General features: G+C 68.7%; 21 protein-coding genes. 11 read left to right on the top strand and 10 right to left on the bottom strand.

Annotation, left to right across the window (positions count from 1 at the left end):
- The first annotated feature begins 6 nt into the window (after nt 1–6).
- Nucleotides 7–294, top strand: a complete 288-nt coding sequence (locus tag A5680_RS21285) for an ANTAR domain-containing protein (RefSeq protein WP_055402192.1) — start codon at nt 7–9, stop codon at nt 292–294.
- A 64-nt stretch (nt 295–358) separates the two neighbouring features.
- Here A5680_RS21285 and A5680_RS21280 read toward each other — a convergent pair whose 3' ends face one another.
- Nucleotides 359–1,105, bottom strand: a complete 747-nt coding sequence (locus tag A5680_RS21280) for an IclR family transcriptional regulator (RefSeq protein ID WP_067822831.1) — start codon at nt 1,103–1,105, stop codon at nt 359–361.
- A gap of 66 nt (nt 1,106–1,171) precedes the next feature.
- Between A5680_RS21280 and A5680_RS21275 the strand changes: the two genes are divergently transcribed.
- Together A5680_RS21275 and A5680_RS21270 are read left to right on the top strand one after the other, a co-directional pair.
- Entirely contained in the window at nt 1,172–2,512 is a 1,341-nt protein-coding gene (locus tag A5680_RS21275) for an FAD-binding oxidoreductase (RefSeq protein WP_067823093.1), read from the top strand.
- Complete coding sequence (locus A5680_RS21270; protein ID WP_067822828.1) at nt 2,512–3,336, top strand: DAPG hydrolase family protein; 825 nt, start codon at nt 2,512–2,514, stop codon at nt 3,334–3,336. Before A5680_RS21275 ends, A5680_RS21270 begins: the two co-directional genes overlap by 1 nt.
- Here A5680_RS21270 and A5680_RS21265 read toward each other — a convergent pair.
- Nucleotides 3,285–4,271 (bottom strand): DMT family transporter, encoded by a 987-nt coding sequence (locus A5680_RS21265; RefSeq protein WP_082970446.1) that lies wholly within the window; start codon nt 4,269–4,271, stop codon nt 3,285–3,287. The genes A5680_RS21270 and A5680_RS21265 overlap by 52 nt on opposite strands.
- 62 nt (nt 4,272–4,333) lie before the next feature.
- Between A5680_RS21265 and A5680_RS21260 the strand changes: the two genes are divergently transcribed.
- Nucleotides 4,334–4,954: a CGNR zinc finger domain-containing protein gene (locus tag A5680_RS21260; protein ID WP_067822822.1), complete on the top strand. Its 621-nt coding sequence runs from the start codon at nt 4,334–4,336 to the stop codon at nt 4,952–4,954.
- On the opposite strand, the gene A5680_RS21255 is transcribed toward A5680_RS21260, so the two are convergent.
- Nucleotides 4,919–6,679 carry a DUF4407 domain-containing protein gene (locus A5680_RS21255; protein ID WP_067823091.1) on the bottom strand — a complete coding sequence of 587 codons (1,761 nt, stop codon included), beginning with the start codon at nt 6,677–6,679 and terminating at the stop codon, nt 4,919–4,921. The genes A5680_RS21260 and A5680_RS21255 overlap by 36 nt on opposite strands.
- A gap of 185 nt (nt 6,680–6,864) precedes the next feature.
- Here A5680_RS21255 and A5680_RS21250 point away from each other — a divergent pair, with 185 nt between their 5' ends.
- Both A5680_RS21250 and A5680_RS21245 read left to right on the top strand, forming a co-directional pair.
- A complete protein-coding gene (locus tag A5680_RS21250; protein WP_055402198.1) occupies nt 6,865–7,422 on the top strand; it encodes a hypothetical protein in 558 nt (185 codons plus the stop codon).
- 116 nt (nt 7,423–7,538) lie between these two features.
- Nucleotides 7,539–7,967: an SRPBCC family protein gene (locus A5680_RS21245; protein ID WP_082459812.1), complete on the top strand. Its 429-nt coding sequence runs from the start codon at nt 7,539–7,541 to the stop codon at nt 7,965–7,967.
- A gap of 24 nt (nt 7,968–7,991) precedes the next feature.
- Here the strand turns inward: A5680_RS21245 and A5680_RS21240 are convergent, their stop codons facing one another.
- From A5680_RS21240 to A5680_RS21230, 3 genes are all read right to left on the bottom strand, one after another.
- Nucleotides 7,992–8,270 carry a hypothetical protein gene (locus A5680_RS21240; RefSeq protein ID WP_067822819.1) on the bottom strand — a complete coding sequence of 93 codons (279 nt, stop codon included), beginning with the start codon at nt 8,268–8,270 and terminating at the stop codon, nt 7,992–7,994.
- 84 nt (nt 8,271–8,354) lie between these two features.
- Nucleotides 8,355–10,100, bottom strand: coding sequence for a molybdopterin-dependent oxidoreductase (locus A5680_RS21235; protein ID WP_055402231.1), 1,746 nt, complete (start codon nt 10,098–10,100; stop codon nt 8,355–8,357).
- A 570-nt stretch (nt 10,101–10,670) separates the two neighbouring features.
- The gene (locus tag A5680_RS21230) at nt 10,671–10,892 is read right to left on the bottom strand and encodes a hypothetical protein (RefSeq protein ID WP_067822816.1); all 222 of its coding nucleotides are present in this window, start codon (nt 10,890–10,892) and stop codon (nt 10,671–10,673) included.
- Between A5680_RS21230 and A5680_RS21225 the strand changes: the two genes are divergently transcribed.
- Nucleotides 10,882–11,100: a hypothetical protein gene (locus A5680_RS21225; RefSeq protein WP_156349497.1), complete on the top strand. Its 219-nt coding sequence runs from the start codon at nt 10,882–10,884 to the stop codon at nt 11,098–11,100. The two genes, A5680_RS21230 and A5680_RS21225, sit on opposite strands and share 11 nt — an antisense overlap.
- 18 nt (nt 11,101–11,118) lie before the next feature.
- Here A5680_RS21225 and A5680_RS21220 read toward each other — a convergent pair whose 3' ends face one another.
- The 3 genes from A5680_RS21220 to malQ are packed head-to-tail and all read right to left on the bottom strand — an operon-like array spanning nt 11,119 to nt 14,640.
- Nucleotides 11,119–11,586, bottom strand: coding sequence for a nuclear transport factor 2 family protein (locus tag A5680_RS21220; RefSeq protein ID WP_067823088.1), 468 nt, complete (start codon nt 11,584–11,586; stop codon nt 11,119–11,121).
- A gap of 5 nt (nt 11,587–11,591) precedes the next feature.
- Nucleotides 11,592–12,473, bottom strand: a complete 882-nt coding sequence (locus A5680_RS21215; RefSeq protein WP_067822812.1) for an LLM class F420-dependent oxidoreductase — start codon at nt 12,471–12,473, stop codon at nt 11,592–11,594.
- A gap of 4 nt (nt 12,474–12,477) precedes the next feature.
- On the bottom strand, nt 12,478–14,640 hold the full coding sequence (gene malQ / locus A5680_RS21210; protein ID WP_055402210.1) for a 4-alpha-glucanotransferase: 2,163 nt from the start codon (nt 14,638–14,640) through the stop codon (nt 12,478–12,480).
- 325 nt (nt 14,641–14,965) lie between these two features.
- Between malQ and eccB the strand changes: the two genes are divergently transcribed.
- Nucleotides 14,966–16,483: a type VII secretion protein EccB gene (gene eccB, locus A5680_RS21205; protein ID WP_055402212.1), complete on the top strand. Its 1,518-nt coding sequence runs from the start codon at nt 14,966–14,968 to the stop codon at nt 16,481–16,483.
- Nucleotides 16,480–20,649, top strand: coding sequence for a type VII secretion protein EccCa (eccCa, locus tag A5680_RS21200; protein WP_055402215.1), 4,170 nt, complete (start codon nt 16,480–16,482; stop codon nt 20,647–20,649). The genes eccB and eccCa overlap by 4 nt, the downstream gene beginning before the upstream one ends.
- 27 nt (nt 20,650–20,676) lie before the next feature.
- Here the strand turns inward: eccCa and A5680_RS21195 are convergent, their stop codons facing one another.
- Nucleotides 20,677–21,849: a cytochrome P450 gene (locus A5680_RS21195; protein ID WP_055402216.1), complete on the bottom strand. Its 1,173-nt coding sequence runs from the start codon at nt 21,847–21,849 to the stop codon at nt 20,677–20,679.
- 174 nt (nt 21,850–22,023) lie between these two features.
- On the opposite strand from A5680_RS21195, the gene A5680_RS21190 reads away from it, so the two are divergent.
- Nucleotides 22,024–22,218, top strand: coding sequence for a ferredoxin (locus A5680_RS21190; RefSeq protein ID WP_055402217.1), 195 nt, complete (start codon nt 22,024–22,026; stop codon nt 22,216–22,218).
- A 463-nt stretch (nt 22,219–22,681) separates the two neighbouring features.
- Nucleotides 22,682–23,425 (top strand): PPE family protein (locus A5680_RS21185; RefSeq protein ID WP_156675196.1); only part of this gene is annotated, 744 nt, incomplete at its 3' end.

Raw genomic sequence — 23,425 nt, 5'->3', positions numbered from 1 at the left:
CCATCAATGACGACGAATTGGGTTCCCGCCCAGACTTCGTGTGGCCCGCACTCCGGCCGCATTCTCGATACCGCGCGGGGCATCCTCATCGGCTTGCGCCGCTGTCCGTCGGACGCCGCGCTGGACGAGCTGCACAGCGCGGCGTTGCGGCACAAGGTGCCGGTATTCGCGATGGCCTGGGCGCTGGTGCACCTGGCCGGCGACGGCGAGAAGACACCGAGCTTCACCGATGCGCAGTCCGCGGCTCGGCACGAGTGGGGACAGCTGTTCGCGTCGGCCGCGGTGCCCTGCTGACCCGTTGGGACGGCCGAGCTTTCGAGGGGTAAACCCGGCCGTCTCCAACATCACCTCGAAGAGGTCAGCGGGCCCAGGCCGGCGATTCGGCCGCCGCCCGCAAGGCGGCGACGATGCGCTCTTCTTTTTCGCCGAAACGCTCCGTCGGCGCCGGCACCGAGATGGCGACCATGTTGTCGGCCGTGGCGCGCCGCGCGATCGCGGCCGCGGAGATCCCCGGGGTGTGCTCGTCGCGGTCGAAAGCGATTCCCGTGCAACGGATCTCGTCGATCTCCGCGCGGAGCCGGTCGGCGGTCTCGGCGGGCAGGCGCGCGAGCACCGCCTCGGCGTCGGCGTCGTCGAGGGCCGCCAGCGCCGCCTTGCCGTTGGCGGTCGACTCCAGCGGGAACCGGACGCCGATGGCCGATACGGCGCGCAGGCGGTGCGTCGATTCGATCTGGTCGACGAACCACATGCGCTGCCCGCGCAGCACCGACAGGTCGACCGTTTCGCCGTCGGTCGCCCGCGCCACCCGTTCGATCGTCGGCCGGAAGATCGCCGAAAGGCGCGCCCCGTCGGAATTGCCGAACCCGAGCAAGCGGTCGCCGAGGGAGAAGCGCCCCTGGGAATCGACGCTGGCCAGCCCGACCTCCACCAGGCCCACCAGCAGCCGGCGGGACGTGGACTTGGCCAGGCCCAGCCGCTCACCGAGGTCGACGAGCCGCAGCCGGCCGGGCTCCGCGGCGATCTCGTCCAGCGCGGCCGCGGCGCGCCGCAGCACCTGGATCCCTTCGTCGCGAGCGGCCGAATGATTTCTCCCCGGGGACGGCATCCGTCCACTATAGTGTTCCGCATCGCGGATCGTGAAGATCCGAATTACGAATCGAAGGGGATTCGGATGAGCGGGCTACCGGACGGGCGGCACCACTTCCGCGGCGATGACGGCTACGAGGCGGCCCGCCGGCGCACCGTGTGGCACCAGCGGGTGCCGGACCGCTATCCCGAAGTGATCCTGCAGGCCGTCGACGCCGACGACATCGTCGCCGGCATCCGCTACGCCACCACCCACGGGCTGAAAGTCAGCGTCGTCTCGGGCGGGCACAGCTTCGCCGCCAGCCACCTGCGCGACGGCTCCGTGCTGCTCGACGTCAGCCGCCTCGACCACGTCTCGATCGACACCGAGCAGGGCCTCGCCCGAGTGGGCCCGGGCAAGGGCGGCAGCCTGCTGATGGCCGAGCTCGAGGCGCAGGGCCTGTTCTTCCCCGGCGGCCACTGCAAGGGCGTCTGCCTCGGGGGCTACCTGCTGCAGGGCGGCTACGGCTGGAACAGCCGCGTCTACGGACCGGCCTGCGAGAGCGTCGTCGGCCTCGACGTGGTCACCGCCGAGGGCGAACAGATCCACTGCGACCCCAGCAACAACGCCGATCTCTACTGGGCGGCGCGCGGCGCGGGGCCGGGCTTCTTCGCCGTCGTCACGGCGTTCTACCTCAAGCTCTATCCGCGCCCCGCCGTGTGCGGCACCAGCGTCTACGTCTATCCGTTCGAGCTGGCGGACGAGGTTTTCACCTGGGCCCGCGCGGTCAGCGCCGACGTGGACCCCCGCGTCGAGTTGCAGGCCGTGGCCTCCCGCGGCGAGCCGAACATGGGCATCGAAGTCCCGTGCATCTCGTTCGCGTCGCCGGCGTTTGCCGACTCCGAGGAGGAGGCCGAAAAGGCGCTGTCGCTATTCGGCACCTGCCCGGTCGCCGACCAAGCGCTCGTCAAGATTCCTTACCTGCCAACCGATTTGCCCACCTGGTATGACGTCGCGATGAGCCACTACCTGTCCGACCATCACTACGCGGTGGACAACATGTGGACCTCGGCGCCGGCCGCAGACCTGCTGCCGGGCATCCGGACGATCCTGGACACGATGCCCCCGCATCCCGCGCACTTTCTGTGGCTGAACTGGGGACCCTGCCCGCCGCGCCAAGACATGGCCTACAGCATCGAGGGCGACATCTACCTGGCGCTCTACGGGTCCTGGAAGGACCCGGCCGACGAGACGAAGTATGCCGACTGGGCGCAGTCCAACATGACCGCGATGTCCGAGTTCGCCATCGGCATTCAACTCGCCGACGAGAACCTCGGCCGGCGGCCGGCGCGGTTCGCCAGCGACGCAGCCATGGCCAAGCTCGACCGCGTGCGCGCCGAGTACGACCCCGACGGCGTGTTCAACAGCTGGATGGGGCGACTGTGATGGGCGGCAACCTGTATCTGGGCTACCGCGACGACGATGCGAAAACCCCGTTCGGCAAGTTCTTCATGCCCGAAATGGCCCCGCTGCCAAGCCATGTCGTCGAGGCACTGAACCACGGGCCGCAAGGCGCGATGGCGCTGCCGGCGTTCGACGACGCCGCGAGCGTCGCCGAGGACGGCTACCAGCGGACCGAGAATGGCTACGGGGTCCTCGACGACGGCGGTTACCAGGTGTCGGTGCGCACCGACATGCCGGACGTCACGCCCGCGATGTGGTCCTGGTGGTTCGGCTGGCACGGTTGCGACACCCGGCGTTACAAGCTGTGGCACCCGCGGGCGCACCTGAGCGCCGCCTGGAAAGGGCAGCGGCAAGACGGCCGCGATGACGAGGGCGCCGGAAGTCGCCGGCGCTACATCGGACGCTGGTCGTTGATCAGCGAGTACATCGGCTCGACGATGCTCAACGGCGCAATCCAATTCGTCGATCCGGCGAGCATGGGCTGCCCGCCCGACAGCGATGCGGCGGTGGCGATCTGTGCCCGGCTGGGCTCCAGCGAGGCCCCCGTCGACGTCGGATGGTTCATCCACCACGTCCGGTCAACCCCGGCCGGGGCCGAGATGCGGTCGCGCTTCTGGATGGGCGGACGGCACATCGAGGTGCGCAACGTGCCGGGCGTCGCGTCGCGGGCGGTGCGCCCGATCGCCGCGCGGGTGCTCGGTAACGCGGAGACCAGCGCGCGCAACCTGATGGTGCATTGCGCCCAGGAGATGAATCACCTGGCGGGCTTCCTCCCGCAACTGTTCGAGGCCTTCGGCGACGAATAGACGGCCGCTGGCGACGCAAGGGTGGCCTCGGGCGCCTCGGCGCGGTGGTTAGCGGGTGCGGATTCTCGCGCGCTGCCGAGGTAGCCCGCCAACAGCACGAGCGCGCAACCGGCGAGCTGGAGGGCGGACGGGCGTTCGCCCAGCGCGACGGCGCCGAGCGCGACGGCGCCCACCGGCGTCAGCAACAGCAGCGCGGAACTGACCGTGCTGGGCAGGCGGCCCGAGCAGAAGGCGACGAGCAGCCATCCGAGCAATTGCCCGGTTGCTGCGACCAGGACCAACCAGCCGGCCGCACGCCAGCCGGGCCACACCTGCAGGCCGTGCCACCACGGACCGACGGCCACCGCCACCACCGCGGAGGTCGCCAGCACGACGCTGTACGTCTGCATGGGTTGACCGGCTTGGCCGCCGCGGCGCAACAGAAAGAGAAATCCGGAGTAGCACAGCGCCGCCCCCACGGCGTGCACGGTTCCGCGCGCGGGATCGCTCCCGGAAATCCCGTGCTCGAGCATGCCGCCGGCCAGCAGGACGCCGAGCAACAGGGCGGGCAGGGTCAGCAGGAACCGGCGTGCGACCCTCTCCCGGTCCACCAGCCAGCCCAGGAGGGGCACGAGGGCGACCTGGGCGTTGACGAGGACGGTCGAGAGCCCCGCTCCCACTTCCGGGATGGCCTGCGTCCACAACAACATGTCGCCGGCGAACAACGCGCCACACAGCGCGGCCGATAGCAGCCCGCGGCGCGACAAGCCATGTCGGCGTTGCCATTCCGGTATCGCGAGGGCCACGACGACGGGCAACGCGATGAGGCAGCGTGCCGCCGTGGCGGTGGCCGGCGTGGTACCGGCCAACTTGAGCAGGACCGCCGACGCCGACACGCACAACGCCCCGGTTGCCAATCCGATCCGGTCCACTGAGCTCGCGCGCACACTGTCCATGCCCGAACGGATACCCGTCGTGCTAATGGGTAAATCATCAATTACCCATTAGCATTATTTTCATGGTGCGGTCGGCAGCGGCCAGTCTCGACCTGCGCGGTGGACATCCCGCGGTCGACCTGGTCAACACGGTGGCCTGGCGGGGCGACCCCGACCGCCGCACGGAGTATTTGGTGGACTATTCCGACCTGGTGGCGTGGGCACAGCACGCCGGGGTGTTGTCGCCGCGCGAGTCGCGCGCACTGGCCGAGGCCGGGAAGCCGGGCGCGGCCGAAAGAACCGTGCAGCGGACGAGGCAGTTGCGGGAGGCCCTTCACCGCATTTGGACCGGCAGCGGATCGGCGCGCGACGGCGAGGTGGTGGCCGGCGCTTACCGATCCGCGCTGCGGGCCAGGCGCCTGGTGGTCGAGCGGGGCTCGGCGGGCTGGCGGGAGACGGCGTTGACGACGGCCACGCCATTACACCGGCTCGCCGTGGAGGCGGTGACGTTCCTGACCGGGGCCCCGGGCTCGCGCGTCAAGCGATGCGGCGACGACGAATGCGGGTGGCTGTTTCTCGACACCAGCCACCGGCACAACCGCCGCTGGTGCAGTGCGGCCGACTGCGGCAACCGGGCCCGGGTCCGCAGGTTCTACCAGCGCAGGTCGTCAGGCGGGCGGCAGCTGTCGCGGGCCGGCGGGTGAATCCAGCTCCGCCGGTCCGTCCCGCCGCGTCAGTTCCGGATCCGTGCCCCGCTGCGACGTGCCGAGCGCTGGGCCACGCCGCGCCCGGCCGCCCACCTGCCGGTGCGTCACCACCGGACGGTCCGCGCGCGACGAGTCGATGAATCCGCTTCTCGGGGAATCGGATTCGCTGGCGGGGGCCGCGGCGGCCCCCTGGCCCGGCTCGGAGCTTTCGGAGTCCAGCGTGATTTTGTGGGTGCGGCGCAGGGCGAAGGTGATCTCCTCGACCTCTTCGAAGACCTGGCGAGCGGTGCGCAGCGGCGCGCTGGTGGTGTCGATCACCCGCGCGACGAACGGCGGCACCAGCGGGCGGATCCACCGCGCGGCCGCCTTGGTGGCGTCGGGAATCGACGGAATCGGCGACGCGGTGCGCTCTTCACGGGGCGCGACCTCCCGCGCGACGGGCGCAGGCAAGTTCTCCACCTCGGCGCTGTGCGTCGGGGTCTGCAGCCCCATGGCCGCGCGGCTGGCCGCCTCGGCTTCCGCCGCGATGGGCAGGTAGATGTCGTCCTGGGCCGGCTCGAGGGCCGGCTCGAAGGCGCGTTGCGACGATGCCTTCACCACCGGAGGTTCGATGGCATCCGCGATCCGCCGGCGCTGCTGCTCCCGGTCGATTTCGGTCTGGGCTTCGATGGCCAGCCGGGCCTGGGTCAGCTGGTGCTCGGCCCACATGATCTCGGCCTCCCGACGGACCTCGGCCCGCTTGATCGCGATCGCGGTGTCCGCCTCGAGTTCCGCGCGTTCGCGCTCGGCGCGCGCCGCCGTGTGGCGATCGTGGGTGGTCTCGCCGCGCCAGCGGCCCAGGATCAGCGGCAGCAGGTAGAGGAGCACGCAAAAGGCGTCGGTCAGCAGCCGAAGCGTCAGCGCGCCAGCGCCCAGGTCGTTCATCGCGACCCAGCGCGCGCCGAGTCCGTGATCGGCGCCGGCGACCACGCCCTGACGCGCTTCGTCCAGCGCTCGCTCCTGGCGCGCGATCGTCGCGTCCAGCGCGGGCGCCTGGCGGTCGCGTGCGGCCAGGGCACTGTCGAGTTCGCGCTGGCTGTCGGCGAGAAGTTCGTTCGCCGTTCGTGTTTCGGGCCCGGCGCCGGGGTCGCCGGTGATTCGGGTTTGCGGGCAGCCGGGAGTCGGATGGTATTCGCAGCGCGCGGTGACCAGGGCCTGATCCTGCTGCTGGTGGGCCCGGTCGACGGCGCCGTCGAGCGCGGCGCGCGCGCTCCTGGTTTGCTGCAGCGCCGCCGACGACTGCGCGACCGGGGCCGTCGATCCGGCGCCGCGCAGGGCGCGTTCGTCGAGGCGGTGGTCGATCGAGCCGGATAGCAGGACGATGGCGGCAAGTTCACCGACGACGACGCCGAGCGCCGCCGCGACCACCGCGCGTGCGGCAACGCCGGGGCGGCCGCGGTGAGACCCCGAGGTGGTGGCGCGGGTGACCGCGCCGACCAGCAGGCCGAAGACCAGGGTCAGGGGCACGACCGCAAGCAGTGGCCAGCGGGCCGACTCGCTCACCGCCAGGGTCGCGACCAACCAGGCCAGCAACCCGCCGAACAACACCACGGCGCCGGCCACGGCGTGCGTGGACCGCTCGTGGCGCTCACCCAGTTCCCGCGACTGCCCGCCGCCGAGCCAGGTGAGCACGCCCGCGGGCGACACGTCCGAGCGCCGGTCGGTAACCATCTGGGCGCACATCGAAAACACCTCCCAAGTCAACAAGCCTCCCAGGCCACCGGCCGCCGCACCGAATCGAACGGCCCCCCGTGTGGCGTGCTTCACAACGTGGCCGAATCGCCGGTGATCCGGGCGGGACGCGGATTTTTGGCGACGCGTGCAGATCAGCGACGGTTCCGACGGCCGACATGAGACGGTATAAGCCTATGGAGAATCACGATTATCTCACCTACGAAGAGTTCGGACGCAGATTCTTCGAGGTCGCCGTCACCCCCGAGCGTGTCGCGGCCGCCTTCGCCGACATCGCCGGCAACGAGTTCGCCATGGAGCCCATCGCGCAGGGGCCCGGCGGCATCGCCAAGGTGAGCGCCAACGTCAAGATCCACGAACCCAAGGTCACCCGTCGCCTGGGTGACAGCATCACGTTCGTCATCCACATCCCCCTGTCGATCGATCTGCTGCTCGACCTTCGGCTCGACAAGCAGCGGTTCGTGGTCTCCGGAGACATCGCGTTGCGGGCGACGGCGCGGGCCGCCGAGCCGCTGCTGCTGATCGTCGACGTCGCCAAGCCGCGTCCCTCGGACATCACGGTCAACGTGTCGTCGAAGTCCTTCCGCGGTGAGGTATTGCGCATCCTCGCCGGAGTCGACGGCGAGATCCGCCGGTTCGTCGCCCAGTACGTCGCCGAGGAGATCGACGCGCCCCAGTCGCAGTCCGCGCAGATAATCGACGTGGCCCAGCAATTGAACGAAACCTGGCCCTAGCGGGTAACGCATAGGCCCGGCCCGGCCGGGGTACTCACCTGCGAGGTGCGCGCTGGCGGCTCGGGTTGCCGTGCCGGCGCCAACCGCCATCATCGTCTGGGGAGGAGCGGCAGGACTTGGCACGAGTAGATGTTTCGGTGTCGTCGAAGGTGGACCCGGAGGCCGCCTGGAAGCTGGCGTCCGACCTGAGCCGATTCGACGAGTGGATGACGATTTTCGCCGGCTGGCGCGGGCCCATTCCCGACCAGATCGAGGAGGGCACCTGCGTGTCGTCGTGCGTGAAGGTCAAGGGTTTCCGCAACGTCATTCACTGGACGGTCACCCGCTACGACGAACCGAAATCGATTGAGCTGCAAGGTCGCGGGCGCGGCGGGATTCGTCTCGGCGTCGCGATGACCGTCACGGACAAGCATCCGGGGACCGATTTTCACCTCACCGCCGACCTGCGGGGCGGATTGCTCAGCGGTCCGATCGGAGGGTTGGTTGCCCGCGTTCTGCGCTCCGATGTGGAAAAGTCCGTGAAAAACCTCGCCTCGCTGCAATAGGCTCGCCGCAATAGTCGAGAGCGCCTAGCGCGCCGCGTGGCCGAACGGCCAGTCCCGCTCCGCCTCGCGAATCCGCCTGCGGTCCATGGCAAGCCATGCCAGGCCGGCCCCGAACGCGAGCATGGCGAAGATGGCGGCGGCCACCCCCACGCCGGCGTCGCCCAGCGCGAACGTCGCCACGCACACCGCGAACGCCAGGACCGCGGCCCCGACGATGACCAGTCCGGGCGTGCGCCCGAAATCGTCGAAATCCGGCTTGGGACCGCGCCGGCGGGTGGTGCTGTCGACAGGGCCGTGCGTCATGGCCGCCTCCTCCGGTCGCTTCGTTCGGGCGCTTCCGTGGAGCTACCCGAATCGCCGTCGGAACAAACGACGCGTGCGCGGGGCCTACAGCGTCTGATGCCGCCCGAAGTACTTGTGGTCCTCGCTGTAACCGCCGTAGCCGCTGCCGATGTCGCGGTAGTCGGCGACGAACTCGATTCCCTTGATCCACTTGACGAGCTTGAACCCGTGCTGCAATTCGTTGCGCAACCGCAGCGGCTTGCCGTGCATGTAGGGGAGCGGCTGGTCGTTCATGTTGTAGGCGAGCATCGTCATGTGGTGATCCATCTGACCGATGTGGTGGGCGTTGTAATAGATGCCGCCGGTCGCGCCCAGGCCCATCGAGTAGAACACCGCCCATTTAGCTTCCGGCAGCGGCTTGACGATGTCCATGATCGTCTTCATCTGCACGCCACCCCATTTCGCGACGCCCGACCAGGCCTGGATGCAGAAGTGCTGGCTGATCTGCTCGTGGTAGGGCAGCGCCTGCAGGTCCTCGAGCGAGAACTCCATCGGGTGCTCGACCAGACCGTAGACCTTGAGCCGCCAGTCCTTGAAGTCGTTGGCCTCCAGTTCCTTGTATTCGACGGTCTCCGGCAGGCGGCCGTTGCGCCAGTGGTGCGGCGAGATGTCCTTTTCGGTGAAGGCGCCCGGCTTCGGGTCGAGTTGCTCCAGCAGGCGCTGGAACGGGCCGACGAGCGCGTAGCCGACCCGCTGGATCACCCGGGGATGGCGAATGGTGAAGGGCGTGGCCCACACCCAGGCGACGGCCGTCACCACCATGGCCGCGGCGAAGATCCAGAAACCCACCCAGCTGTCGTCGTCACGCGAGGCGAACATGTGGTTGAGGTTCTGCAGCGCGCCGGTGGTCAACACCATCGTCACGTGGACCAGGATGAAGAACAAGAAGTACACCAGCACAACGAAATGCAGGGAGCGCGCGTGCTGAATGCTGAGCCGTTTGCTCAGCCAGTGGACGCGCTGCGACAGTGCCGGCGACATGCCCAAGCCGGTGATCAGGGCCGCCGGCGCGGCGATGAAAACCGTCGTGAAATAGGCGAGCAGCTGCAGGCCGTTGTAGGCGACCCAGCCGTTGTCCTTCGGCCAGTCCAGCGAGAGATACTGCACCGCAACGGATACGGCGTTGGGAAAGACATCCCAACTGGTGGGCACGATGTGGCGCCACTGGCCGGTGGCGAACAGCAGCACGTAGAAGACCAACCCGTTGACGAGCCAGAGCACGTCGATGCCGAGGTGCCACCACCGGGCCAGCCCGATGGAATGCCGGAATCCGGGCAGCCCGAGTTGCGGCGGGAGCGCGACGGTGTCGGCGTTGGCGGTCCACAGTTCGTCGTCGGGCACCGGCGGCCCCACCCGCAACCACTCGTCCTTGCCCGGGGTGGCGTTGCGGCTGAAGTAAAGGCGGGGATGGTCACACAGGATCTGGATGCCCGTCCGGATGATGAACATCATCATGAAGAGGTTGAAGAAGTGGGTCCACCCGATCCATGCGGGCAGGCCCGGGCTGACGCCGGTGTGGGTGTCGGTTCCCGGGTAGCGCTGGATGAACGACTGCACCGCCGGCATGTTGTGCAGGCCTTTGCCGATCGCCACGCCCACGACCAGCAGGGCGAAACCGATCGGGATCAGCCACAGCAGGTTGAACCACCGGTCGCGGCCGATGCGCAGCTTCGGCGCGGTCGCCCGCCGGGTGAGATCGAAACCGCCACCGTAGGTTTCGACATCGATGATGTCTTCGGCGGTGTGGATCTCGTTGCGGTAGTCCGGGGCGGACTGAAGCGGCGTGCCCACCGCGAGTGTCGATACGTTGCCGTTCGGTGCCTGCCGTTCCGCGGGGGCTTCAGGAGTGTCGACGTTGCGGTTCCGATGTTCGGTGTTCGTCACGCGGCCGAAAATACACGAACGCAATTGGATTAATTGGACTCGATCGGGAAGAAAAGCGCCGCCACGCGGCGTCCGAGACGGTGCGGCCGCCGGCAACAGTTGCCGACGGGCAAAATCCGCCCCGGCACGGATAGACGTTTCAGCATTTGCCCAATAAATCCGCTGATATCGCCGCATATACGGTTCCTTAAAGGCGCCTGTGGATTTGGGCACAAGTGTCTGGATGATCCCGGTCCGGTGCGCCGGGCGCCACCCATCGGCGCGCAGGCCGGGTTCCGGAAGCGGGTCCCGCGCTATTGCACCGCCGCCCACGGCGTGATCCCGCCGAAACGGCGGCGTTTGGCACCCGCCAGCAAAATGAATTCGCGGCACAAAGCCGAGCGTTCCCACCAAAGTTGGGTTACTGTACGGCGTCCGGATGACCGCGCATCGACAGGCAATGTCCGGGCAAATAAAAATACAATTCGATTTGGAGGTTTACATGATGCGACGGTGGCTGATTGCGGCCCTTGTCCTTGCGGCGGCGCTAATGGCCGGCTGCTCGAGCAGCAAACCTGCGAGTTCTCCGGCGAGTTCGGCCACGAGCAGTCGTTCGACCTCCACAGCAACCAGCTCGTCCAGCGCTGCGTCGAGCGATACCAGTTCCGCAAACGCGCCCGCCGTCGCAACCCTGGATTCCAGCCAGTGCGTGGATGTCACCGGGGCGAACGTCGATTTGCTGGCCGCATCGGACAAAGACGCCGCGCGCAAGGCCGCCGACACCCTGGAGCGATACAACCCGCCGGCTTCGGTCAAAGATGCCATCGAACATTTCGCCAGCGTGGGCGGCGCCCACTTCGATGACCCGGATTACACCAAGAACAACAAGCTTGTCGACGGGTGGGTCAAGCAGGTGTGCCCCAGTTAACGGGCGAATGCTTCTGAGCTAATTCGCGTCGGGTGGCCGGACTCGGCGGACCGGACGGGTCTCGATCGCATTGATGGTCAAGGCGCGGCGGCCGATCCGCCAGCGGTCGGTCAGCTCGTAGGAGTCGTCGTAGCGCAGGTGCCAGACCACGTCGACCAACTCGTCACCGCGGCGGTCCCAGTGGTGCGCGACGCACGCGACGCGACCGCGCGCGGTGCCCGGTCGGTCGCCCCCGTCATACACCTCGCCGACGATGGCGTGCTCGGTGCGAACGACCGCCGCGACGGTGGCGACGGCGGCGGCGATCGCGTCCCGACCGCGATGGGTTTGGATCGGTTCCAGCGACTTGGGCGGTTCGGGCACCTGCAGCACCGCGGTGTCGGTGAAAAGCGCTGCCACGGAATCGAATCGGCGCTCGTCGACCCGGGCCGCGTAGCGGTGCACCAGGTCGCTGAGCGCGGATCGGTCGTCGGCTGACAGGGTCATCGCGGTCACGCGATCAACGAAAGGCGTTGCGCGCACGCCGACAGCCAGTCCTTGGCCTGCTCGATGTCGGTCGTCGGCGGCATGCCCAGCACGAGGCGGTCGGCCCCCTGATCGGCCAGGGCGCCCGCCCGCTCGGCATCGATCTTCGTGACCAGGTGGCCCAGCGAAACCTCCAGGGCGGCGGGGTCACGTCCGGCCGCGGCGGCCTCGTCGCGCATCAGCGCGATCAGCGACGCGAGTTCGGGACCGGTGACGCCCAGCGGTTGGAACCCGTCGCCGAGCCGACCGGCGCGGCGCGCGGCCGCCTTGCTGTGCCCGCCGATGTGTATCGGGAGCCGTTCGCGGGCAACGGGTTTGGGGTAGCACATGACGTTGTCGAAGTCGAAGAACTCCCCGTGGTGCGACACGCCCTGGGGCCGCTCGGCCCACAGCGCCCGCAGGACGGCCAGCTGCTCGTCGGCGCGCCTGCCCCGGCTGTCGAAGGCGGCGCCGCACGCCTGGACCTCTTCTTTGAGCCAGCCGACGCCGACACACAGCCGCAATCTGCCGCCCGAGAGCACATCGAGGGTCGCCGCGCGTTTGGCCAGCATCACCGGATGATGGTTGGGCAACACCAGTACGCCGGTGGCCAACCCGAGCCGGGCGGTGTGGGCCGCCAGGAACGCCAACATTTCCAGGGGATCGGGGATCGGGCAGTCCGCCGCCATCCCGACGCGCCCCGAACTGTCGTAGGGATAGACGCTGTCGTAGGTCGTGGCCAGGACGGTGTGTTCGGCGACGACGATCGATTCGAACCCGCACCGCTCGAGGTGCCCGGCGAAGCCCACCATCCACTCGGGGTCCGCGGTGACGCCGTCGGTCACCGGGGCGACGACGGAAACCTTCATGGCCTCAGAAGCTAACAGGCGCGGTTTCGACGGCCGCGGGCGCGATTGCCCGGCGCACGGCGTCGACCAGTGCGGCCGCCCGGGCGTCGGTGAACACGTCTTCGAGCAGGAGCGGGCGGCCGTCGGGGTCGGTCAGCGGCACCCGCCAATTGGGGTATTCGTCGGTGGTTCCCGGCTGGTTCTGGGTCCGCCGGTCGCCGACCGCGTCGGTCAGCGCGACGCCCACCAGCCGCGACGGCGTCCGCCCGAGATAGCGGTACAGGGCGAGCACGACGCTGTCCGGGTCGGTGTCACCCTCGTCGAGCAAGCCCACCCGGTTCAACTCCGCGATCCAGCCCGCCAGCTCCGCGCGGTCGGAGGCGAGCTCGTCGGCGGCGGGCCGGGTCAGCAATCCCAGCGATTCGCGCAGCCGCACATGGTCGCCCGCCAGATAGCCGGCCGTGGGCGGCAGATCGTGGGTGGTGACCGAGGACAGGCAGTACTCGCGCCAGCGCTCAGCCGGCAGCGGACCGCCGTTGCCGTCCCGGTCGAGCTCGAACCAGAGGATCGACGTGCCCAGCAGGCCGCGCAGCAGCAGGTAGTCGCGCACCCACGGTTCGACCGTGCCGAGGTCCTCGCCGACGACCACCGCCCCGGCGCGATGCGCTTCCAGGGCGACGATGCCGATCATCGCCTCGTGGTCGTAGCGCACGTAAGTGCCCTGGGTGGGCGGCGCGCCCTCCGGGATCCACCACAGCCGGAACAACCCGATGATGTGGTCGATGCGGACACCGCCGGCATGCCGCAGCACCGCCCGGATCAACGCCCGAAACGGCCGGTATTCCTGCGCGTCCAGCCCGTCGGGCCGCCACGGCGGCTGGGACCAGTCCTGGCCGAGTTGATTGAACTCGTCCGGGGGAGCGCCGGCGGTCACGCCGAGCGCCAACACGTCCTGCATGGCCCACGCGTCGGCGCCGTTGGGGTGCACGCCGACGGCCAGGTCGTGCATCACGCCCAGCGCCATGCCCGCGCGCACGGCCTGCGACTGCGCCGAGGCGAGTTGCTCATCGAGTTGCCATTGCAGCCAGCGATGGAAATCGACTGTCTCGGAATGCTTTTCGACGAATTTGGCGACACCCGGCGCGTCGGGGTGCCGGAGCGACTTCGGCCAGGCATGCCAGTCGTCGCCGTACTTCTCGGCCAGGGCGCACCACGTGGCGAAGTCGTCGAGCGCGCCGCCCTCCCGGGCGCGGAAGGCCGCGTAGGAAAGCTCGCGGCCCGCCGAGCGCGGCACCCGATGCACCAGCTCGAGCGCGGCCCGCTTAGCCGCCCACGCGCTGTCGCGATCGATGGCGTCCAGCCGGGCGGCCCGCTCCTGGACCTCGGAGCGCAGCCGTCGCACCCGGCTGCGCTTGTCGAGCTCGGCGAACTCCGGAATCGACTCGACGTGCAGGTAAATCGGGTTGACGAAGCGCCGCGATGTCGGCAGATAGGGCGACGGCTCCATGGGGCGAGTGGGGGCCGCCGCGTGCAGCGGGTTGACCAACACGTAGTCCGCGCCGTGCCGCGACGCCGACCACACGGCCAGGTCGGTCAAGTCGGTCAGGTCGCCGACGCCCCACGACTGGCTGGACCGCACGCTGTAGAGCTGGGTGGCCAGCCCCCAGGCGCGGCGGGCGCCGAGCCGCTCGGGCAGCCCGAGCCAGTCCGGCGTCATGATCAGCGCGGTGCTGGTCTCACCGTCGCGGGAGCGCAGCCGCACCCGGTGATAACCCAGCGGCAGGTCGGCCGGCAGCACGAAGCTGGCCTCGCCGACCCAGCGGCCGTCCAAGTCGAACGGCGGGGTGAAGTTGTCGACCTGCTGAATCCCGCCGTGCACCGAACCGTCCTCGAGCTGCACCAACACCTCGGCGGGATCGCCGTGGGTCACGTGCACCCAAAATCGCGTCTGCTCACCGGCGCGGCCGACGATCGTCGGCGGCAGCCGGCGCGCCCAATACGCACGCAGCTTCGCGGTCAGGGCGGCGTTGCGCTCCTGTTCGGTGCCGGCCGCCACGCCGAGCGCGGCCAACACGGCCACCAGGGTGGTTTCGGAGACCGGCACCCGCCGCCCCGTCCAGTCCTGGTACTCGGTCGCGATGCCGTACCGCTTGGCAAGTTCGACCAGCGACGGCGCGAGCTCACTCATACCGCTCATCTTGCTGCCAGGCTCCGGCGCCCGCTCAACAGGACGAACTGCCCGTGCGCCATTACGATGCCCTGAGGAGACATGAGGAGTCCGGGCGGGGATCGGCGGGGAAAACCCGAAGTGCCAGTTCAACGTCGCCTGGCGCGTTGCCCGCACGGCCGGCGCGGACGGGCGGGCGAGCACCGGACACCGGCAGATAAACAGATGTAGCAGCGAACGCCATCGGCGCCGCGTGGCGAGGGCGGTACCGGTGCCTTACCGTTGTCGATGTAATTCGCGCGAGGGACAATATCCAGGCGTTCTAGCAGACCGGATGGTGAATTAAGTGGCGGAAGAGAGTCGCGGCCAACGCGGGTCGGGGTACGGCCTCGGGTTGTCGACGCGGACCCAGGTGACCGGCTATCAGTTCCTCGCTCGCCGCACCGCGATGGCGCTCACCCGGTGGCGCGTCCGCATGGAGGTCGAGCCGGGGCGGCGGCAGACGCTGGCCGTGGTGGCCTCGGTCTCGGCGGCGATGGTGATCTGCCTGGGCGCCCTGCTCTGGTCGTTCATCAGCCCGTCCGGGCAGATCAACGAGTCGCCGATCATCGCCGACCGGGATTCCGGCGCGCTGTACGTCCGCGTGGGGGACCGGCTGTACCCGGCGCTGAACCTGGCTTCGGCGCGGCTGATCACCGGCCGGGCGGACAATCCGCACCTGGTGCGGTCGAGCCAGATCGCCACCATGCCGCGCGGGCCGATGGTGGGCATCCCGGGCGCGCCGTCGAACTTCCACACCACCAGCCCGTCCACGTCGTCGTGGCTGGTGTGCGACACCGTCGCCACCTCGACCGGGGTCGGCGCGCCGTCCGGCGTGACCGTCACCGTGATCGACGGCAACCCCGACCTCAGCAATCACCGCCGCGTCCTCAACGGATCGGACGCCGTCGTGCTGAACTACAGCGGGGACGCGTGGGTGATCCGAGAGGGTCGCCGGTCGCGCATCGACGCGACGAACCGGTCGGTGCTGTTGCCGCTGGGCCTGACACCCGAACAGGTCGGCCAGGCGAAGCCCATGAGCCGGGCCCTGTTCGACGCGCTGCCCGTGGGCCCGGAGCTGACCGTGCCGCAGGTGCAGAACGCCGGCGCCGCCGCGTCGTTCCCGGGCGCCCCCGGGCCGATCGGCACCGTGATCGTCACGCCGCAAATCAGTGGCCCGCAACAGTATTCGCTGGTGCTCGCCGACGGCGTGCAGACGCTGCCGCCGCTGGTCGCCCAGATCCTGCAGAACGCCGGGCCGGGCAACACCCGGCCGGTGACCGTGGAACCGTCCGCCCTGGCCAAGATGCCCGTCGTCAACAAGCTGGACCTGTCCTCCTATCCGGACGCGCCGCTCAACGTGGCGGACATCCGCGAGAACCCGGCGACCTGCTGGTGGTGGCAGAAGACCTCCGGCGAGAACCGGGCCCGCATCCAGGTCATCTCCGGCGCGACCATTCCGGTCGCGGCCAAGGACGAGAACAAGGTGGTGTCGCTGGTCAAGGCCGACACCACCGGTCGGGTGGCCGACCAGGTGTACTTCGGCCCCGACTACGGCAACTTCGTGGCGGTAACCGGCAACGACCCCGGCGCCAAGACCACGGAGTCGCTGTGGTGGCTGACCGACGCGGGCGCCCGGTTTGGCGTCGACGACACCCGCGACGTCCGCGAGGCTTTGGGCCTGAAGACGAAACCCAGCCTGGCGCCGTGGGTGGCGCTGCGCCTGCTCCCACAGGGTCCGACGCTCTCGCGGGCGGATGCGCTCGTGGAGCACGACACCCTTCCGATGGATATGTCCCCAGCAGAATTGGCGGTGCCTAAGTGAAACGCGGGTTTGCGCGGCCGACCCCGGAGAAGCCTCCGGTCATCAAGCCGGAAAACATCGTCCTTCCGACGCCGCTGAGCATTCCGCCGCCGGAGGGCAAACCCTGGTGGCTGGTCGTCGTCGGCGTCCTCGTGGTCGGCCTGCTGATCGGCATGGTCGGCATGACGTTCGCCAGCGGCTCGCGCGTGTTCGGCGGCGCGGGCGCCATCTTCCCGATCTTCATGATCGGTGGCGTCGCGATGATGATGTTCGGCGGCCGGTTCGGCGGTCAGCAGCAGATGAGCCGGCCCAAGCTGGACGCGATGCGCGCCCAGTTCATGCTGATGCTGGACATGCTGCGCGAGACCGCCCACGAGTCGGCCGACAGCATGGACGCCAACTACCGGTGGTACCACCCGGCGCCCACCACGTTGTCCGCCGCGGTGGGATCGCCGCGGATGTGGGAACGCAAGCCCGACGGCAAGGACCTCAACTTCGGGGTGGTGCGAGTCGGCGTGGGCATGACGCGGCCCGAGGTGACCTGGGGTGAGCCCCAGAACATGCCCACCGATATCGAGCTGGAACCGGTGACGGGCAAGGCGCTGCAGGAATTCGGGCGCTACCAGAGCGTCGTCTACAACCTGCCCAAGATGATCTCGCTGCTGGTCGAGCCCTGGTACGCGCTCGACGGCGAGCGCGAACAGGTCCTCGGGTTGATGCGGGCAATCGTCTGTCAGCTGGCCTTCTCGCACGGCCCCGACCACGTGCAGCTGGTCGTCGTCACCTCGGATCTGGACGAGTGGGACTGGGTGAAGTGGCTTCCGCACGTCGGTGACCCCCGGCGTCAGGACGCCGCGGGCAACGCGCGGATGGTCTACAGCTCGGTGCGCGAGTTCGCCGCCGAGCAAGCCGAATTGTTCGCCGGCCGTGGCTCTTTCACGCCCCGGCACGCCAGTTCGTCGGCGCAGACCCCGACGCCCCACACGGTGATCGTCGCCGACGTCGTCGACCCCCAGTGGGAATACGTGATCAGCTCCGAGGGCGTCGACGGCGTGACCTTCTTCGACCTGACCGGCTCCTCGATGTGGACATCGGTTCCCGAGCGCACCTTGCGGTTCGACGAGAAGGGCGTGATCGAGGCGCTGCCCCGCGACCGCGACACCTGGATGGTGATCGACGAGAAGCCGTGGTTCTTCGCGCTCACCGACCACATCAGCATCGCCGAGGCCGAGGAATTCGCGCAGGCGCTGGCGCGCTGGCGGCTCGCCGAGGCCTACGAGGAGATCGGCCAGCGGGTGGCCCACATCGGCGCCCGGGACATCATGGCCTACTACGGAATCGACGACCCCGGTCACATCGACTTCGAGGCGCTTTGGGGCAGCCGCAACGACTCCATGGGCCGCTCGCGGCTGCGGGCGCCGTTCGGTGTTCGGTCCGACAACGGCGAGCTGCTGTTCCTCGACATGAAGTCGCTGGACGAGGGCGGCGACGGCCCGCACGGCGTCATGTCCGGAACGACGGGTTCGGGTAAGTCGACCCTGGTGCGGACCGTGATCGAATCGCTGATGCTCAGCCACCCGCCGGAGGAGCTGCAATTCGTGCTGGCCGACCTCAAGGGTGGGTCGGCGGTCAAGCCGTTCGCCGGGGTCCCGCACGTGTCGCGCATCATCACCGACCTGGAAGAGGACCAGGCGCTGATGGAGCGCTTCCTGGACGCCCTGTGGGGTGAGATCGCCCGGCGCAAGGCGATCTGCGACAGCGCCGGCGTCGACGACGCCAAGGAGTACAACTCCGTGCGCCTGCGGATGCGGGCGCGGGGCCAGGACATGGCGCCGCTGCCGATGCTCGTGGTCGTCATCGACGAGTTCTACGAGTGGTTCCGGATCATGCCGACCGCGGTCGACGTGCTCGACTCGATCGGCCGCCAGGGCCGCGCCTACTGGATCCACCTGATGATGGCCTCGCAGACCATCGAGAGCCGCGCCGAAAAGCTCATGGAGAACATGGGTTACCGGCTGGTGCTGAAGGCGCGTACCGCGGGCGCCGCGCAGGCCGCGGGCGTGCCGAACGCCGTCAACCTGCCGGCGCAGGCCGGCCTCGGCTACTTCCGGCGCAGCCTGGAAGACATCGTCCGGTTCCAGGCCGAGTTCCTGTGGCGGGACTACTTCCCGCGCGGGCTCAACGATGACGGCGAAGAAGCCCCGGCGTTGGTGCACAGCATCGATTACGTTCGCCCGCAACTGTTTACCAACTCGTTCACCCCGCTCGAGGTCAGCGTCGGCGGGCCGGAGCTGACCCCGGCCGCCATCACCAACGGCGAGACGCTCGACGCCGACGGCGCGACGCGCGACGACGACGACATCGAGGGCATCCGGGTGCCGAAGGTCGGCACGGTCATCATCGATCAGCTGCGCAAGATCGACTTCGAGCCCTACCGGTTGTGGCAGCCGCCGCTGAACCAGCCCGTCGCGATCGACGAATTGGTGAACCGGTTCCTCGGCCACCCGTGGCAGGAGGACTACGGTTCGGCCAAGGACCTGGTCTTCCCGATCGGGATCATCGACCGCCCGTTCAAGCACGACCAGCCGCCGTGGACCGTCGACACCTCGGGGCCGGGCGCCAACGTCCTGATCCTGGGCGCCGGCGGTTCGGGTAAGACGACGGCCCTGCAGACCCTGATCTGCTCGGCCGCGCTGACCCACACGCCCGAGCAGGTCCAGTTCTACTGCCTGGCCTACAGCAGCACCGCCCTGACCACCGTCGCCCGGCTGCCGCACGTGGGTGAGGTGGCCGGCCCGACCGACCCGTACGGCGTGCGCCGCACGGTGGCCGAGTTGCTGGCCCTGGTCCGCGACCGCAAGCGCACCTTCCTCGAGTACGGGATCGCCTCGATGGAGGTCTTCCGGCGCCGCAAGTTCGGCGGCGAGCCGGGCCCCGTGCCCAACGACGGGTTCGGCGATGTCTACCTGGTGGTGGACAACTACCGGGCGCTGGCCGAAGAGAACGAGGTGCTGATCGAGCAGGTGAACCTGATCATCAACCAGGGCCCCTCGTTCGGGGTCCACGTGGTGGTCACCGCCGACCGGGAGTCGGAGCTGCGACCACCGGTGCGCAGTGGCTTCGGTTCTCGGGTCGAGTTGCGACTGGCCGCCGTGGAGGACGCCAAGCTGGTGCGTTCCCGGTTCGCCAAGGAAGTGCCCGTCAAGCCGGGCCGCGGCATGGTCGCGGTCAACTACGTCCGACTCGACTCCGACCCACAGGCCGGTCTGCACACCTTGGTCGCGCGGCCCGCGCTGGCCAACACGCCGGACTACGTGTTCGAGTCCGACAGCATCATCGACGCGGTCAGCCGCCTCACCAGCGCGCAGGCGCCGCCGGTGCGCCGCCTGCCCGCGCGGTTCGACCTGGAGCAGTTGCGCGAGGTCGCCGCACGGGACACCCGCCAGGGCGTCGGCGCGGGCGGAATCGCCTGGGCCATCTCGGAATTGGATCTGTCGCCGGTCTATCTCAACTTCGCCGAGAACGCGCACCTGATGGTGACGGGTCGACGCGAATGTGGACGGACCACGACGCTGGCCACGATCATGAGTGAAATCGGCCGGCTGTACGCGCCGGGGGCCAGCAGCGCGCCGACCCCGCCGGCCGGCCAGCCGTCGGCCCAGGTGTGGCTGGTGGACCCGCGGCGTCAGCTGCTGACCACGCTGGGTGCGGACTACGTCGAGAAGTTCGCGTACAACCTGGACGGCGTCCAGGCGATGATGGGCGAGCTCGCGGCGGTCCTGGCCGGACGCGAACCGCCGCCCGGCCTGTCCGCCGAGGAGTTGTTGTCGCGGTCGTGGTGGAGCGGCCCGGAGATCTTCCTGATCGTCGATGACATCCAGCAGCTGCCGGCCGGATTCGATTCACCGCTGCACAAGGCCGCGCCGTGGGTGACCCGGGCCGCCGACGTCGGGTTGCACGTGCTCGTCACGCGAACCTTCGGTGGTTGGTCGTCCGCGGGCAGCGACCCGATGCTGCGGGCGCTGGCCCAGGCGAACGCCCCGCTGCTGGTGATGGACGCCGACCCCGACGAGGGCTTCATCCGCGGCAAGATGAAGGGTGGCCCGCTGCCCCGCGGTCGAGGCCTGCTGATGGCCGAGGACACCGGTGTGTTCGTACAGGTAGCGGCGACGGAGTTTCGCAAGTAAGGCGGATACCGCTGCGCTGGGGCTGAATCAGCCCCAGCGCAGCGGTAACTCTTTGAGCGCGAAGCTCTTTGACGGGTAGTTGATCGCGGGGACGTAGTCGGCGGGCACCTCGAAGTCGGGAATCTGCCGAAGCCATTCCCCGACGATTACCGTCAGTTCGATCCGGGCCAGATGAGAGCCCAGGCAACGGTGCGGCCCGCCGCCGAATCCCCAGTGGCGGTGCACCTTCCCGTCCATGACCAGATCGTTGACGGACGTGGCGTCGCTGCCGTCGCGGTTGACCGCCGCCATGCACAGCCGCACCGACGTGCCGGGGGGCAGCGTCATCCCGCCGATGTTGACGAACTGCGTGGTGATCCGCGGCGCCACCGGCGCCGAAGGCTCCAGCCGGACGATCTCCTCGATGAAAACCCTGATCTGCCTTGGGTTGTCGCGAAGCGCCTCGCGTAGCTGCGGCCGGCGGGCCAATTCGAAGAGGCAGAATCCGATCGCCGCCGTGACGGTGTCCAGGCCCGCCAGGATCAGTAGGTGGCTCATGCCCAACAGCTCCAGATCGGTGAAGTTACCGTCGCTGGCCATGACCCGCGACAGCATGTCGGATCCGGGATGCTGCCTGCGCTGCCGGATCGCGTCGGCCAGATACTGAAGCAGCAGCTCGCTCTTCTCGATATCGGACTGGGTGACGTAGGGCTTGTCGCTGACGACCGCGTCCTTCCAGTCGATCAGGCGATCGCGATCTTCGATCGGCAAGCCGTAGAGGTCCATGAAGACCTGGAATGGATACAGGTGCGCGAAATCCGCCATCACCTCGCACTTCCCTTGGCCGGCAAGGGCGCCGATCATTTCCGCGGCGTGGCGTTCGAGCACCGGCCGGGATGAACTCAGGCCGAGCGGGCTGAAGAAGGGCTGCAGCACCTTGCGGTAGCGGGTGTGCTGAGGAGGGTCAAAAGCCAGCGGTACCACGGGCAATGGGTGGCCCGGTGGCTGCAGGATGGTGGACGAGAACACCTTGGGGTTGCGCAGCGCGGCCAGCACGTCCTCGCGGCGCGTGATGTAGTAGTGGCCGTTCATGAATACCACCGGCCCGGCGTCCCGCAGCGCCTTCCACCCGACGCCCCGGTCCACGGTCATCGGCAGCTTTTCGAAATCGAGCCGCGGCAGGTGGAAGGTGTCTTGCTGGCCTTGGCCAGGAGTGCTCATAAGCTCTCCGCTTGTCCGAATTGTTCTCCCAACCGCGGCGGCGGGGGCGTCGTCGGCACCGATTGCGGTTGGCACCCCAATATCGCATGTGTCGCAAGGGTCTACAGCGGCCGGTCCGGCTGCGCGTCGATCTTCTACACTTGGGCGACTGATCCCGGGTAGGGAGGACACCTCGTGAGGGTTCGTCTCGAACAATCCAAATGCGTGGGCCACGCCCAGTGCTACGCCGTCGACCCGAACCTGTTCCCGATCGACGACTCGGGTTATTCGATCCTCGAAGAGCACGAGGTGCGCCCCGAGGACGAGCAGGTGACCCGCGACGGGGTCGCCTCCTGCCCGGAGATGGCGCTGGTTCTCGACGAAGACTGACTGCGCCAGAAGCAAACCGGAGATGAACAAACCGTTGCCGGAAATGAACGCCAGTCGACGGGGAATGAACAATCGCTGGCCTGGAATGAACACTTGGCGTTGCGTATCGGAGCGTCCCCGATAACGAACTAATCTCAATCGCGAGCGGCAGTTCTGGCAGACAGTGGACTGTCGCTCGGTTGCTGACAGCAGGGATCAATCGAGGCTAAAGGTGCACGTTGTTCCTGACCGGACGTCTGAGAAGCGTGGTGCGAGACCACAATTGGGCGCCCGACACGGAATTGGCAGGATGCGCCGGCCAGCCCGCCGACTGGGGTGGCAGACCGAGGGGTCTGAGTCGGGTGGTTCCGGGCGGTCAGCTACCCGCGGGTGGCGAATGCTTACGAAGCCGTGACCACGGCCACCACTGATTCCGATGCGACTGCCGCGGTCGCAAGCGATCGCGGCCAACTGAGGAGAACAGGTGTTTGACTTCGGGGCGTTACCGCCGGAGGTGAATTCCGGGCGGATGTATGCGGGTCCGGGTTCGGGGTCGTTGATGGCGGCCTCGGCGGCGTGGGATGAGGTGGCCGCGGAGTTGGCGACGGCGGCCAGTGGGTATGGCTCGGTGGTTTCGGAGTTGACCAGTGGGCCGTGGGTGGGTCCGGCGTCGGCGTCGATGGTGGCCGCGGTGGTGCCGTTTGTGAGTTGGCTCTCGGCGATGTCGGGGTTGGCCGAGGAGACGGCCAGTCAGGGTCGGGCGGCCGCGGCGGCGTTTGAGGCGGCGTTTGCGATGACGGTGCCGCCGCCGGTGATTGCGGCGAATCGGGTGTTGTTGGCGACGTTGGTCGCGACGAACTTTTTTGGTCAGAACACCCCGGCGATCATGGCGACCGAGGCTCAGTACATGGAGATGTGGGCCCAGGACGCGGCGGCGATGTATGGGTATGCGGCGGCCTCGGCCACGGCCTCGGAGTTGACCCCGTTTGCCGCGCCGCCCAACACGACCACGCCTGATGGGTTGGCCGATCAGGCGTTGGCGGTGAGCCAGGCGGCCACTCAGCCGGCGGGCAACACCGCCCAGACGGTGGCCTCCAACGCCACCCAGGTCGCCGCGCTGGCACCGCAAGCCGCCGCCGTGCAGCAGGCCAGCACCGCCGCGACGACACCGCCCGGGCCGTTCACCTGGCTGACCAGCGCCATCCAGAACTTCCTGCAAAGCGGGTTG

It is taken from the genome of Mycobacterium sp. E2989 (assembly GCF_001667595.1).
Lineage (GTDB): Bacteria > Actinomycetota > Actinomycetes > Mycobacteriales > Mycobacteriaceae > Mycobacterium.
This window is presented reverse-complemented; position numbering and strand designations above follow the sequence as displayed.

Excerpts from the sequence above, each read along its gene's own strand:
- A5680_RS21285 (WP_055402192.1), top strand. The coding sequence starts at position 7 with ATGACGACGAATTGGGTTCCCGCCCAGACTTCGTGTGGCCCGCACTCC.
- A5680_RS21280 (WP_067822831.1), bottom strand. The coding sequence starts at position 1,105 with ATGCCGTCCCCGGGGAGAAATCATTCGGCCGCTCGCGACGAAGGGATC.
- A5680_RS21275 (WP_067823093.1), top strand. The coding sequence starts at position 1,172 with ATGAGCGGGCTACCGGACGGGCGGCACCACTTCCGCGGCGATGACGGC.
- A5680_RS21270 (WP_067822828.1), top strand. The coding sequence starts at position 2,512 with ATGGGCGGCAACCTGTATCTGGGCTACCGCGACGACGATGCGAAAACC.
- A5680_RS21265 (WP_082970446.1), bottom strand. The coding sequence starts at position 4,271 with ATGGACAGTGTGCGCGCGAGCTCAGTGGACCGGATCGGATTGGCAACC.
- A5680_RS21260 (WP_067822822.1), top strand. The coding sequence starts at position 4,334 with ATGGTGCGGTCGGCAGCGGCCAGTCTCGACCTGCGCGGTGGACATCCC.
- A5680_RS21255 (WP_067823091.1), bottom strand. The coding sequence starts at position 6,679 with ATGTGCGCCCAGATGGTTACCGACCGGCGCTCGGACGTGTCGCCCGCG.
- A5680_RS21250 (WP_055402198.1), top strand. The coding sequence starts at position 6,865 with ATGGAGAATCACGATTATCTCACCTACGAAGAGTTCGGACGCAGATTC.
- A5680_RS21240 (WP_067822819.1), bottom strand. The coding sequence starts at position 8,270 with ATGACGCACGGCCCTGTCGACAGCACCACCCGCCGGCGCGGTCCCAAG.
- A5680_RS21220 (WP_067823088.1), bottom strand. The coding sequence starts at position 11,586 with ATGACCCTGTCAGCCGACGACCGATCCGCGCTCAGCGACCTGGTGCAC.
- A5680_RS21215 (WP_067822812.1), bottom strand. The coding sequence starts at position 12,473 with ATGAAGGTTTCCGTCGTCGCCCCGGTGACCGACGGCGTCACCGCGGAC.
- malQ (WP_055402210.1), bottom strand. The coding sequence starts at position 14,640 with ATGAGTGAGCTCGCGCCGTCGCTGGTCGAACTTGCCAAGCGGTACGGC.
- A5680_RS21195 (WP_055402216.1), bottom strand. The coding sequence starts at position 21,849 with ATGAGCACTCCTGGCCAAGGCCAGCAAGACACCTTCCACCTGCCGCGG.